The following is a 13,165-nucleotide window of genomic DNA, read 5'->3' as shown; positions in this document are numbered from 1 at the left end:
GCCAGTACTTGGCTTTTGGGACAGCCCCTTTCCAATAATACAATTAATAAGCTAAGCTAAACAATCCTTTAATGTGAGACAAGTAACGAATATTACTTGCTTCCTTCATCAAGGTTGCAGGCAAGCCTTTTAGCGGTGTTGAGCTAGCACCAACGATGGCTACACCGTCTTTACGACCCAAGCTGGCAAGCGTACCTGAGTTGATCGGACTAAAGGATTCAAATGATTTATCCTTCAAGTATGCATAAAGATTGTACCCGATCAATTCACCCATTTGCCAAGCGATTTGTGCAGTTGGTGGATATGGACGACCATCTTCGGCAAAGACAACAGCGCTGTCGCCAGCAACGAATACATCCTTGTGAGATGTGGATTGCAAGAATTCATTTACCGTTGCACGACCACGGTTCACTTCAAGACCGGATTCACCAATCAGTGGATTTCCTTGTACGCCGCCAGTCCATACGAAGGTGTTAGCAACAATTTTTTGACCATCTTTCAAGTCAATGACATTATCCGCTACATTCGTAACAGGTAGACCTGTCAAGAATTGAACACCACGTTTTTCTAAGCTAGCCACTGCACGCTCGATCAGTGCATCTGGCAATACTGGAAGAATCTTAGGACCTGCTTCAACGAGCATCAGTTTAATTTCTTTAGGATCTACGCCATATTTTTTAGTGAGTGTTGGCAACACATCAGCGATTTCACCAACAAGTTCAACACCTGTTAAGCCACCGCCGCCGATTAGGATGCTTGCATCTGCTGGATTCTTAGACTTCGCATATTCACGGATACGCTCATCAATATGACGATGAATTCTGTTAGCATCCGCTGCCGATTTCAATACCATACTGTATTGCTCAAGACCTGGAATGCCGAAATAAGCCGTAGTGCTTCCAAGACCCACAACTAGAGCATCATAGGACAATGTCACACCATCAGATAGTGTAATTTGTTTGTTCTCAACAGAAAAAGAGTTAACCTTTGCGATTTTCAGGTCGATATCTTTGCCGGCAAAAAGCTTAGCCAGTGGCATAGCAACAGCACCCTCTGCAACACTACCCGCTGCAAGACGATGTAATTCTGTAATAATTTGATGTGTAGGATATTGGTTAACGACTGTAATTTTAGCTTCGTCTTTCTTCAGGTACTTGCGTACAGTTAAGGCGCTTAGTAGACCACCATAACCTGCTCCTAGAATGACAATATGTTTAGACATGATGTTTCCTCCGTCCTTACGAATGAGATATAAAAAATATTATTTCTGCTGACTGCGTTCGCCGGCGACTTGAAGATAAGCATTTACAAAACGGAAAAGCTTCTGTGCTTGTGGATCTTTAAGCATCTTCATTAGACCAAATACACCGATCACTTCTTTGCTTTCATTCGCACGATCTTGCGCTTCGATCACTGTAGCTGCCATATTCTTCGCCGAATGCACCACAGGTTCAGCAAGTTCTTTAATTGCACTTACCGTATCACTTTTCAAGACTTCATCCGCAGCGACAGTTTGAACAAAGTCATATGACTTTGTGAGCACGCCGGCAAGCTCTGTTAATTTTGGCAACTGTTCCACTAGAACCGTTAACGATTCCTGAACTTCAGGTTTCAATAGCTGCTCCAGAACATTCATTTGTTCTTGAGTGACAGCTAATTTTGGTGATTCTTGTTCAGGGGTTGTTTGAGTGATTGTTTCTGACATATCCGAATCTCCTCTGCAAATAAGCTTTGCTGCTTAGTAGTAATAAAAAAATAATAACTTGTGACGCCATATTTCTATTATAGCACTTATCAAGTTATAAATGTCACAAAGTTTTTGAATTTCTCTAAAGTTTTGTGATTTTTATTACATTAAAACGGGATAGTTAAAATTCTTGATATCATTTATACACATTTGATTGAGTAAATGCTTATTGAGTAAATGCTTATTCAGTAAATTCATTCAAATTCATTTCCGCCTTCAATATAACGGATACCAAATCCGGATTCTTCTTCGGAAGCAACCTAAAATAAAGTGAACGAAGGAAATTCTTTGTATTCACACGAGCCACATACTTGTTACGACTTCGCGGCCACCCTCCGCATTGCTCCAAACTTCCGATCCAATCCACTATAGACAGCTCTGCAAGTAAATGATGATCTATCATTGTAGCTACAATCGTAGCGATCCGTTCATCCTCTTCGTCGCTAAATATGTACTGATCGTTGTAAAGCATCCTTTGGATGACTGCCAGAACCTCTTCCCGGATCGTTGCATCACTCTCTGAGCACAGTACCAGTTCATCCAAAGCATCTGCGCCATGGGCCGCAGCGTGTGCCCAGCCTGCTACAGGTGTAAATCCTCGTAAATCCTGTTCTTCCTCATAATATCTAATTAAGGATTCCTTCACATTTGTAAACGCAGCGCTATCTAACAACCCCTGTTCCCTATGCCGCTGAAGAATAAGCACAACGACCAGTACAGAAAATGTTCTGGTGAACACAGCCGGATCGTCCTTACTGCCAATGTGATAGAACAAATGCTGCTCATCAAGAAGAATCAGGAGCAGCTCACGTAGCTCCGCATCACTAAACCATTGTTTCTCGTTAATCCATTTGTAGAAGGTGGAATAGATCAAGTCATCTCTTAGCTTCGGCTGTGGATCTCCTATGTACTCAAGCATCAATTTCACATAATCCCTAAATTGCTCCCCACTTCTAAGCTCGTAATCGTTCTCTTCAATTCTTTGCAGGTCTATTATCAACTGCGCTCTAGTATCGTTCAACATTCCTACCCTTTCATTAATAAAAGCAATTTAAATTTTTCATATCCTAATATCCTAATTTACATCCCAATATTTTACAACGTAGTATTTATTCTTCGACACTCCAAAGTACTTCGATAGCTGAATGTAAATGAAGTGAATTTAATCATTGACGAATATAATTAACTGTGCTATTTTGAGTTAGTAACTAATAGTTAGTTCATTTATAAATATCACCTATTTATAATTAACAAGCAAATACATAACATATGGAGGAATAACTCATGAGCACTTTTACAGATTTAATTGAATCCCGCAGGTCTGCTATGAATTTTGTTGAAGGGGTGAAGATCCCTCAGAATGAATTAGAGGAAATGTTCTCTTACGCCAGATTGGCACCATCGGCTTATAATCTTCAACATACCAATTACAAAGTGGTTTCTGATGAGAATTTAAAAGAGGAGATTCGTAAGGCGGCTTACGGTCAATATAAAATACATTCCGCCTCAGCGGTAATTGTAGTACTCGGAGATAAACAAGCTTATTTGAAAGCTCCAGAAATCTACGGTGGACTTAAAGCTTTAGGGGCGATGAGTCCAGAGGATTATGATGCAGAGATTGAAACGATTAACAATGCTTACGCAGGAAAGGATGCTTTTCAAAGAGATGAAGCGATACGAAATGCCTCCCTGTCTGCCATGCACTTTATGCTGATTGCCAAAGATAAAGGCTGGGATACCTGCCCGATGATCGGCTTTGATCCGGAAGCCATTCAATCCACTTTAAATCTACCCGATCATATGGTACCGGTTATGCTGATTACAATTGGCAAAGACAAGAAACATAAAATCAGACCACGTGGCTATCGTAAGCCGGTCAATGAATTCGTTGAATTTATCTAAGGGTTACAGGAAGATATCGATAGATATAACAAAAGCGTTTCATCCGATATTGAAGTTCGGACGGAACGCTTTTTTTACTAAGGATGAGGAGCTTAAACCTCTTCTCCACTACTTAGCATACTGAAGAATTGCAATCGCTGCTCGTTCCCGTCGTTCGGCGCTCTCACTAACAAGAGCTTCCTTCAAAATATCGAGCGCCATTGATAATGTCTCTTCATCCACATGCACTCGATTAATCACCGCTTGCTCTGAATCAGAAGAACCTGTAATCCACAGATCCACACGAGCACTAGGCATCGGCCCCTTATACTGTTTAACTATCCCACTATCGCTAAGAAATTCTTTTACCTCTACGTTTAGATCGGTTATAGGAAGACTTTTCAGCCAAGTTACACCACGTCGATGGCATGTACCGAGGTCTGGCGCGTCAAATAATTCATTGTAAAAATAATCGCCAAGATCACCTAGATGTACCCAATCTCCATCACACACCAGCACATAATCACCATCCTGCATCGTATGTACGAACAGATGAATGGCTTGTAAATGTTCTGTAAGCTCCAACTCACTGTATCGGTATGTATGAATCATCCGATCGCGGAGCTCCACTTTACTGATGTTCTCCAAATCCCCTATTCCGGGATATCCGATACTCACATAATTATCCTCTAAAAATGTCGTGATTCTTTCGGTCCCAAGCGGCTTTGATCCCATCTGAAACAGATTCACAGATCATCCCTCCAAGTAATTAATATAATATTTTTCAACGAAAAGAACTCTTCTTAGCAAGCTCATATGACTATCCTCCATCCTGCGTCCTCATTGGTGTAATTAAAAAAAGTGTGGATGAAGTCATGTCTACAGGCTGTATCACCAGTGGTCTTTCTTTTCCAGCAAACCTTATGATAAGCGTCTCACTATCAATCGCCCGAAGGATGTCTCTGAAATATTTCCCGTTAAAAGCTGCTCGAAAATATTCACCTTCTAGATACTCCAATGGAATCTCCTCTTTTGCCTCACCTACGTCGGCGGTCCAGGATATTAAATGAAGTATACCGGAGGGAAGTACACCGAGCGTTACACTTTCACCAGCCAATATAGCAATACGTTCAACGACAAGCAACAAACGCTCTGTATTAACAATCACTTCGGAGAGGTACACCTGCGGAATTAAATGATCGACAAAGGGATATGTGCCCTCTAATAGCGCAGACTGAACCCTCAAGCCATCAGAAATAAATCTGATTTGTTTCTGACCTATCTCGATTTGGGTGCTGCTGCCCTCATTATCGTTTATCATTTTTAAAAGATCCTGAAGAGTGCTGCCCGGTATAATGACATTTAAAGGACTTGCTTCGTAATCTTCTACGTTTTCCACAACAAGCTGAGCCAGGCGGATGCCATCAGTGGCGACTACGCGAATATTGTGATTATCTATTTGAAGTGAAACTCCTGTGAGTACAGGTCTAGTTTCCAACGAAGAAACCGCAAAAACCACATGTTTAAATATTCGCTTCAAAAGTGTGTTCTTCATGCGTATCTTTTGGATGTTTGGATGATCCATGTAATGGATTCTTGGAAATTCTGCAGTGTCCATCCCGCATAAACGAAACTGGGTATTGCCCGATTGGATATTTAGAATCAATGTCTCTGCGATTTCCAGGCTAATTAATCCAGGGTCAAGCTTGCGGATGATCTCATAAAAATAACGTGCGGGCACTACGATCTCACCTGATTTGTGTACAATCATCGAATCCATCTTCACAGGAAGCTTATATTCAATGGTCATTCTTATATTGCTGGCTGTTAAAGTCAGACCCTCCGCTTGCGCCTGAATATGTATTCCGGTAAGAGCACGTGAGGAACTATTCGCGGTTATAGCTTTTAAGGTTGCTTGTAGTGCAGTGCTGAGAGAATCTTTTGACACATGGATTAGCAAAGATTTCACCTAACTCTCCTTAGATTCCTTTGCAAAATGCGCCTCAATAATGTTCCGAAATACCTGGGAGCGAGATACGTTCTGTTCCTCACAAGCCTGCTCTATCTCCTGCCAGATGTTTTCTGGAAGCGTCAAAGAGACCTTTTTAGTTATACCGGTGCTTTTTCTTCCAGCCCCTTCCCGAAGACCTCCCCTCGTAAAAAGAAACCCTAACTGCCCGTCTTTAGTAGCTACGCCTACCTTAACTTTATCCTTAGAGCTACTTGTGATATCGCTTGTGATTTTAGATTTGAATTCACTTAAAATTTCATCGCTGTGTTCGTCTTCGAATTTATGATCACTCAATCCTTACACCTCACACTTTGAATTTAGTAACTAAAATCAATATAACTACTATTTTCATAATACCATACATGGCAATAATCCACCACCGCTCTAGACACAAAAAAACACCCCATAGATCGGAGTGTGGTTAGCTGGGTAGTGTTCGAAATTGTGATTGTAAGAGTTAATTACCGCCCTACCTCAAGATATTCTGGTAATTTGGTGTAAAATCAGACTTTCTCGGGTCTCTCAAATGCTTGAATGATTCTAACTTCACCTTAGGACCAGGAGTGATTCTAAAAGTCATAGTATCCTCTCCGACGGAAAGATGTGGACCCACTGTAGGGTGTATGTTGAGTGTAATTAAGAAATCGAACCGACGAAACCCATTCACTCGCTTCATATCAGTAACGTCCACTAAATAAGGATAGACAGTCGGAGTTATCGTTAGAAGTGGCGCATAAATCTCAGCCATTTTTTTCTCAATATAGGGTAAAAGAAAGAGCATCATTGTGTCTTTATACATGAGCTCGCGGGAATCCTGATCTGGAAGCTTCGGTTCCGAATCAGATCTAGACGGAGCCTCGGCTGGCGGTTGAACAAACCCATTAGCGGAGCAAGGTTGTTGCCCCAGCAAGAACATCACTGCGATAAGAAGAGGAGCAATCCAGTTTTTTTTCATCAAAACAGCCTCCTTAGGGAACTTTTAATAAATTCCCCAATGAGGCCCTATTTTTATACGCTAAATCTCAATGGTGTTAAAAAGGAAGGGAGCTCCCCTAAGATAATTCCTTAGAATCGCTTGCGCATAAGGCTGTTCTGCTTTCAGTCCCTCGGTTTCTCTAGGGTCGGGTGCGTGATGGCAATAATTTTCGATCATAACCATGACCATAAAATTCTCTAAAGTCTGAAACCACTCCCCATCAAGCTTGGCCACACTTTCGTAACCCCTAATGACCAGTTCTCTTTGTAAAGGATACAGCCCAAGAATGGTATGTGCCACATCATAAAGATAATATCCCCAGCCACATCTTCCGAAATCAATCGGTCGAGGTTCACCCTCTTTAAATATGATGTTCCCTTGATGTAAATCACCATGGATAACCCCATATGTCCTTCTGTTCTTATTTTTGTGCTGCTTGCTTAACCAGCCGTATAATTTCTCAGCCGCAGACTGATACCTAACGAACTCATCATCCGAAAGAAAACTATGGTAGTGCAGCTTTAATCGGAGCATTGCTTTTCTAAAGCTATGTTCATCCCACACGGGACGATTAAAACCTGGAGGTAACTCAAGCTCCTGTGCCGCTTTATGTAGCTCGGCTAATAAAACGCCTTCTTTGTAAATTTGTTCTTCGGTAAGTCTTTCGTTCGCATGTTCACCTTCAACCCAGCGCATTAACGATGCATATATACCATCCCCATTACCTTGCTCCACTTTGAACGTAACAGAACCTGTTCGATCATGAACCCCTTTCGGCAGGGGGACATCCATTTTGCTCGTCAAAAGCTCCAGCCAAGCGATTTCAGAGTTAATTTCCTCTTTAGATCTCCCCGAGTGAAGACGCAGCAAAAAAGTCCCCTCTTTATTGGTCTCTATTACAAAAGTGCAAGTGTCCGATCGTTGGTTGAAACGAATCTGTGTCCAATCGAGGTCAAAGTGCTGGAGCGCCATTAAAGCTGCTTGCTTATAATTATTTCTCATCGCAATGGAATGTACACATCAACCTCATCAGGCCATGTAGGATTAGCAAACTGATAAACTTCAATCGCCAGTGCACGATCATTACTTTGCAAATCGTTTTCCCTTACATAACTATGAAGAACCTCATAGGAATCACCTTGGGATTTTACATGAACATACTGCTCTCGCTTCATCGCTTCTACTCTTTCCGTCTCGCCCCCTACAAAAGAAGAAGTAATACTCAAGCCTATTAGCTTCATCTCCGGTAATTCGAGCACTTGAACTACACCTTCATCCATCATGAATAATTCATCCCTTCTATGATTACTTAAAATGAAAATATCTGAAATAAATATTTCTCTTGAAAATAATTTCAGAAAACTAAATAATATAAAGCAGTACTACATGTCGGATCTATCATCTCAATAAGGGTGGAGCTTCATTACAGACAGAAGAAAGGTTGAACATCGGCACCATGAACGCAATTCCAAGCCTCAACAAGGAACCAGCCCGTGTGGAAAAAACACGCAAAGAACCTTTCCCCATCTCTATTCTTTCGCTTACGGTAGGCGCTTTTGCCATTGGAATGACTGAATTTGTCATCATGGGTATTTTACCAAATGTAGCCAAAGATTTACAGGTTAGTATTTCAACGGCAGGCCAGCTCATTACGATGTATGCCCTTGGGGTAGCCGTCGGCGCTCCAATCCTAACCATCCTTACACAACGAATTCCGCAAAAGAAACTGTTATGTCTGCTCATGGTATTATTTATTCTAGGTAACGGAATCTCAGTATTTGCTCCAAACTATGCCGTTCTTATGATAGCTCGTATCATCACAGCTTTAACACACGGAACTTTCTTTGGCGTGGGCGCAGTGATCGCTTCTAATCTGGTCAAGCCCAATAGGAGGGCCGGAGCCGTATCTATTATGATGGCGGGTTTAACGATAGCCAATATTGTTGGCGTTCCTTTAGGAACATTTATTGGACAAAGCATGGGCTGGCGCGCCTCATTTGCTGCGATAGCAGTCATGGGAGTCGTTGCACTAATCGGCATTCTTATTTTCATTCCAAAGCTTAAACAAGACAAACCTGCTAGTGTAATCCAGCAAATTTCTGCGCTAGCTAATCCTAAATTGCTTCTATTCTTACTGATCGGTGCGCTTGGTAACGCCAGCTTGTTCACGGTGTTCACTTATATTGCGCCCCTGCTTCAGCAGGTGACCGGATTTGCCGAGCATAGCGTGACATGGATTCTAGTCCTCTTTGGCTGTGGTGTAACCATCGGAAATATCATTGGTGGGAAGCTAGCGGATTGGAAGCTGATGCCTTCTATCGTGGGACTTTATTTTGCAGTTAGTGTCATTCTTACGATATTTTCCTTTACAATGCACAGTCCAATTGCTGCGGTCATTACAATCTTCTTCTGGGGTTTGGTGTCCTTTGCGGTTATGCCAGGACTACAAATACGGATCATGAGTCTGGCTCAGGCCGCTCCCGCACTCGCTTCAACGACTAGCCACTCCGCAGGGAATCTAGGGAATGCAACGGGTGCCTTCATCGGTGGATGGGTCATTTCTCATCTTGCGATTACTTCGCTGCCATGGGTCGGTGCCGTTCTGGTAGGACTCGGTCTGGTACTTGGGATTGCTTGTTATATAGCAGAACGCAAAGAGAAAGTAGCGTAATTTTTTATAAAGCAATATTTAACAAAACGAGGGTGTCTCCAAAGCGATAAAAATAGCTTAGGGACCCTCGTTTTTATTTTACAAACTATAGCTATCTACTTTCTTATGGCTTCATTCTTCTAATGCTTAGCATCTGATTTGCCCCTTTTTGAAATTCATAAGGAACCTCCATCTCCGCCACAGCAAAGCCTTGTTGAACCATCTCATCTATAAGGCGATCTAGATACTCATATCTTTTGCAAGACAAATCAACTAAAGGGAAAATACGAAGCTCTCCTCTAGTCACCCGCATAAGTTCATTAACAGTCCTTAGATGAAAATCATAGTCCAGCCGATCATTATACGTAAATAGGAAATGCGCGGACAATGTCAGATCAAAATCCTCATCATTGAACGGCAGATTAGGTAAAATCACAGGAACATATCGCTTCGGGGTTTGTCTCTGATCCTTGATGTTATCGTTTAATGCCTTACTTCTCGCTTGTGTTAAATCCTCTATAGACTTGAAGTAGTCCCATACAAAATTTCCCTGTACCTTATCCAACTCAGACATAGCATGCTCAATATCTTGAACCCCTTTATCTCCAAGCTCTTCCGCAGAGTAGTAATAAGCGATATCCGCAGCAGTCACGTCACTCCCTAACTGATTCGATATTGCTGTAAAAGAGCAGGCACCTGCAGGACAATCTAAAATCCGCCGGCCTACAAGATCCGCTTCTTGCAATTTGAACATCTGCAAATACTCTTCAAAGGTCCTTCCAATAAAAACAATCCTCTCTAACTCAAGCTTTCTCTCTGCTCCGCTCATCTCATCTCACCTTTCCTCATCTCGGCTAATAGGCTCGCTTTTCACTTCTGTTTAAATATATGTATAAGATAATCTATAAGAAGTCCTAAAATTAGGAACGTCCCAAAATGAATTACATACGTGGGGAATTTGACGCTGATTAGTATACTGCTTGCAGCCCATTCCGTATTATTAACATCAACCATCCAGTTTGCAAAGGGCTTCATAAAGATCAGCGTATCTATAATTGGATTAAGTCGCACAAGAATGATGTTTGCAATCTCAATCCCCAAATAATCACCCAGACAGATGATGATACTAATAATCGAAAGCCAGAAACTGAATTTCCTCCTAAAAAACATCAAACACCGCCCTCTCTATTTTTTCTATTTCTTAACAATTCGTTTAAAATTCAAAATATCCTTGTTGAGATTAGTTCCTGCTTTAAAAAATGATACAATTTGGAGCTCGCTAGCTTGAACGGATAATCCGAAAGTTTGCATAGGATTCCGCAAGTCATATCAATCATTTCTCCCTCCAGCTTCCGCAATACCGTTCCTGCAGGCGCTGGATTCAGCATAATCTCAGGGACAAGAGCGACACCTAAACCACTTTCCACAAAATATTTTAGAGCTGTCATGCTTCCAATCTCCATAGTATCTACTGGTGCTCCACCTGATTCCTGCAGCACATTTTCTAGTTTTTTGCGATAAGGACAGTTCACTGCCGTTATAAGTAACCGATGAGCCCGTAAATCCTCTGGCGTGATATTCTCTTTGGAAGCTAACGGATGCTCTTCTGGCATAAGTAACACAAATTCCTCCGTAAATAAGGGTTCAAAATAAAGCTCTTTCCCCAGCTCTGGTGCTGAACAAACAGCCATATCAATTTCGCCTCGCAAAAGTAGTTCACTGAGTGCAGCGGTTCCCGCGATCTCCACGGAGACCCTCACTTTCGGAAACTGCGTCATAAAACTACTTAACAACTGCGGCAAACGATAGCTCGCCGTCGGATCCGTTACCCCTATGCGGACGTTGCCAGCCTCGCCTATCTTCAAATCGGCCAAACGGCTCTGTAGCCGCTCCATATCCTTAACAATATGTAAGCTCTCTTCATAAAACAATCTACCAGCTTCTGTTAAGCTGATTTGTTTTCCCCGCTCAAGCAATTGACATCCTAAGTCGGTTTCAAGCCTCTGCATTTGCATCGTGACCGTTGATTGAGCATAATTTAATGCCTCTGCTGCACGGTTAAAGCTTCCTGAAATCACAATGGCTTGAAAGGTTTTTATTGTTTTTAGATCCATTCCTGAGCCCTCCACTACTTAGTTCAATTAAATTGAACCAAATCTTCAATTAATTCAATTATACGAAATCCGATAATCATTATAGAATACTCTCTATCAACAACATATGCCAACCAAAGGAGTGAATGAGGATGAATCTAAACCATAAAGTAGCCTTAGTAACTGGTGGTGGTACTGGAATTGGCATGGCTGTAAGTCTGGAATTAGCCCGACGCGGAGCCTTTGTTGCAGTGAACTATTCCAGATCCGAGGCAGAAGCTAATGAAACCGTGAATACGATTATAAATCAAGGTGGGCAAGCGATAGCAGTACAAGCCGATGTTTCTAAGGATCAGGAAGTGCGAAGTATGGTTCATTCGATTATTCAGCATTTTGGGACGGTTGATCTGCTGGTGAATAACGCCAGTATTACTAAACATATTTCGCTGGGTGATCTGGAAAAAGCAACGGAGGAAGTCTGGGATGAACTATATGCTGTAAATGTGAAAGGAATGTTTTTTTGCGCCAGAGCAGTTGCACCGTATATGCATAAAAGTGCCTCAGGAGCCATCGTCAATCTCGGCAGTATCGCCGGAAACACTGGATTAGGCTCCTCCCTTCCTTATGCCGTCTCCAAAGCGGCTGTTCATGGCCTTACGAAATCTCTAGCTCATGCGCTAGCTCCAACGATTAGAGTGAACTGTGTCGCACCGGGTGCTGTTGCTACTCGATGGTGGTCTGGTCGAGAAGAACAGATGCATCAATTAGCCCCTAATCTGCTGCTCCAGCGTATTTCATCCACTGAGGATATCGCTCAATTCGTCTGCGCAACTCTGGAACAGGAAGCCATAACCGGGCAGATCATTACTGTAGACAGTGGACAAACATTGTAACAACAAAACAAACGGCATATCAATTGAAGCGCCGATAGAATCATTAGGGAATTTCTCCCTATAATTCTGACAAATCTACTCATCCAATTAGTAATTACGGAAAATCTCCCTATAATTTAGCTGATTTGCTGAAAAATAAAGAAATCCCCCTGATTTTTAGGGAGGAATTCCCTGTTTTCGTTCATTTAAGGCTAAAATCGGCTATTTACAGGGAGTTATTCCCTAATTATTCTCTAGCCTACACCTGGCCATGGTTTAGCTTATTCTACAAAAAAAGAAGCCGCCCCAAAAGTAGAAATCTCTACTTTTAGGACAGCATTTTCAATGTAGTGCTTGGTGAAGATTCTTAGTTAGGTTCACTACCCCAAATCAGATTACCTGAGACGTACACGGGTGCTTTGCTCCAGTCCACATAATTGGTATCCACCGCATTAAAGGAATAATCTCCGGTTTGCGTGTAATTCGTCCAGTCCTCTTTAGACACACGCACCTGGATATCGATGCTGCCACCCGCAGCAAGTGAACCTGCTGCACTTGTGAATCCGATCTCAAAATAATAATCCGCATCCGCTTTAGCGGTTGGCAGCTTCACAAACGCTCCAGTTACATTCGCACTTCCCACCTGTGACCAATCGCAGAAGAAGCTTTGCGGCTTCTCCCCATCAATCGTGTAATAGTATCTTAATTTCACATCAGAGAGAGTAACTGCACTTGTACTCGTATTCACCAGTTTAAACTTTGGATTCAGTGTATTTCCAGAAGCAGATAATGTACCGTTATACATCTGTACCTTCAGTGCTGCTGTAGGAGCTACTGTCGTATCTGCAATGGTGAACGCCAAGGATTGCGCAGCTCCTGCACTAAACTCAAAAGATAACGTTGTTGTTCCTAACGCTTGTGTCGCTAGATACGAT

At 42.1% G+C, this 13,165-nt stretch carries 16 protein-coding genes; 3 read left to right on the top strand and 13 right to left on the bottom strand.

Annotation, left to right across the window (positions count from 1 at the left end; genetic code table 11):
• Positions 1 to 43: 43 nt before the first annotated feature.
• The 3 genes from CA598_RS29485 to CA598_RS29475 form a co-directional block, all read right to left on the bottom strand.
• Entirely contained in the window at positions 44 to 1,222 is a 1,179-nt protein-coding gene (locus CA598_RS29485; protein ID WP_042126690.1) for an NAD(P)/FAD-dependent oxidoreductase, read from the bottom strand.
• A gap of 39 nt (positions 1,223 to 1,261) precedes the next feature.
• Entirely contained in the window at positions 1,262 to 1,705 is a 444-nt protein-coding gene (locus CA598_RS29480; protein ID WP_094871310.1) for a helical membrane plugin domain-containing protein, read from the bottom strand.
• Between the two features lie 223 nt (positions 1,706 to 1,928).
• Positions 1,929 to 2,768, bottom strand: a complete 840-nt coding sequence (locus CA598_RS29475) for a DUF2785 domain-containing protein (protein WP_094878784.1) — start codon at positions 2,766 to 2,768, stop codon at positions 1,929 to 1,931.
• Positions 2,769 to 3,031: 263 nt separating this feature from the next.
• On the opposite strand from CA598_RS29475, the gene CA598_RS29470 reads away from it, so the two are divergent.
• A complete protein-coding gene (locus CA598_RS29470) occupies positions 3,032 to 3,649 on the top strand; it encodes a nitroreductase family protein (RefSeq protein WP_094878781.1) in 618 nt (205 codons plus the stop codon).
• A 108-nt stretch (positions 3,650 to 3,757) separates the two neighbouring features.
• Here CA598_RS29470 and CA598_RS29465 read toward each other — a convergent pair whose 3' ends face one another.
• From CA598_RS29465 to CA598_RS29440, 6 genes are all read right to left on the bottom strand, one after another.
• Positions 3,758 to 4,378 (bottom strand): hypothetical protein, encoded by a 621-nt coding sequence (locus CA598_RS29465; protein ID WP_094871307.1) that lies wholly within the window; start codon positions 4,376 to 4,378, stop codon positions 3,758 to 3,760.
• Positions 4,379 to 4,448: 70 nt separating this feature from the next.
• Entirely contained in the window at positions 4,449 to 5,597 is a 1,149-nt protein-coding gene (gene dnaN, locus CA598_RS29460) for a DNA polymerase III subunit beta (protein WP_094878780.1), read from the bottom strand.
• Positions 5,598 to 5,933: a hypothetical protein gene (locus CA598_RS29455; RefSeq protein WP_256989873.1), complete on the bottom strand. Its 336-nt coding sequence runs from the start codon at positions 5,931 to 5,933 to the stop codon at positions 5,598 to 5,600.
• A 175-nt stretch (positions 5,934 to 6,108) separates the two neighbouring features.
• Positions 6,109 to 6,594 carry a DUF3888 domain-containing protein gene (locus CA598_RS29450; protein WP_256990702.1) on the bottom strand — a complete coding sequence of 162 codons (486 nt, stop codon included), beginning with the start codon at positions 6,592 to 6,594 and terminating at the stop codon, positions 6,109 to 6,111.
• A 60-nt stretch (positions 6,595 to 6,654) separates the two neighbouring features.
• Positions 6,655 to 7,617, bottom strand: a complete 963-nt coding sequence (locus CA598_RS29445) for a phosphotransferase enzyme family protein (RefSeq protein WP_094871301.1) — start codon at positions 7,615 to 7,617, stop codon at positions 6,655 to 6,657.
• Positions 7,614 to 7,898 (bottom strand): hypothetical protein, encoded by a 285-nt coding sequence (locus tag CA598_RS29440; RefSeq protein WP_094871299.1) that lies wholly within the window; start codon positions 7,896 to 7,898, stop codon positions 7,614 to 7,616. Before CA598_RS29440 ends, CA598_RS29445 begins: the two co-directional genes overlap by 4 nt.
• A gap of 173 nt (positions 7,899 to 8,071) precedes the next feature.
• Between CA598_RS29440 and CA598_RS29435 the strand changes: the two genes are divergently transcribed.
• Positions 8,072 to 9,286, top strand: coding sequence for an MFS transporter (locus CA598_RS29435; protein ID WP_094871297.1), 1,215 nt, complete (start codon positions 8,072 to 8,074; stop codon positions 9,284 to 9,286).
• Between the two features lie 103 nt (positions 9,287 to 9,389).
• Here the strand turns inward: CA598_RS29435 and CA598_RS29430 are convergent, their stop codons facing one another.
• From CA598_RS29430 to CA598_RS29420, 3 genes are read right to left on the bottom strand one after another with little or no spacing between them, the layout of a single operon-like run.
• A complete protein-coding gene (locus CA598_RS29430; RefSeq protein WP_094878779.1) occupies positions 9,390 to 10,094 on the bottom strand; it encodes an SAM-dependent methyltransferase in 705 nt (234 codons plus the stop codon).
• Positions 10,095 to 10,135: 41 nt separating this feature from the next.
• Positions 10,136 to 10,435, bottom strand: coding sequence for a hypothetical protein (locus CA598_RS29425; RefSeq protein WP_094878778.1), 300 nt, complete (start codon positions 10,433 to 10,435; stop codon positions 10,136 to 10,138).
• 50 nt (positions 10,436 to 10,485) lie between these two features.
• Positions 10,486 to 11,379, bottom strand: coding sequence for a LysR family transcriptional regulator (locus CA598_RS29420; protein WP_094878777.1), 894 nt, complete (start codon positions 11,377 to 11,379; stop codon positions 10,486 to 10,488).
• Positions 11,380 to 11,510: 131 nt separating this feature from the next.
• Here CA598_RS29420 and CA598_RS29415 point away from each other — a divergent pair, with 131 nt between their 5' ends.
• Positions 11,511 to 12,251: an SDR family NAD(P)-dependent oxidoreductase gene (locus tag CA598_RS29415; protein ID WP_094878776.1), complete on the top strand. Its 741-nt coding sequence runs from the start codon at positions 11,511 to 11,513 to the stop codon at positions 12,249 to 12,251.
• A gap of 346 nt (positions 12,252 to 12,597) precedes the next feature.
• Here CA598_RS29415 and CA598_RS29410 read toward each other — a convergent pair.
• Positions 12,598 to 13,165: cellulose binding domain-containing protein (locus CA598_RS29410; RefSeq protein WP_306440492.1), on the bottom strand; the 568-nt coding region annotated here is incomplete at its 5' end.

This window comes from Paenibacillus sp. VTT E-133291, from assembly GCF_002264395.1.
Lineage (GTDB): Bacteria > Bacillota > Bacilli > Paenibacillales > Paenibacillaceae > Paenibacillus_AQ > Paenibacillus_AQ nitricinens.
The sequence above is the reverse complement of the archived record's forward strand: the minus strand, read 5'-3'. Positions and strand labels throughout refer to the sequence as shown.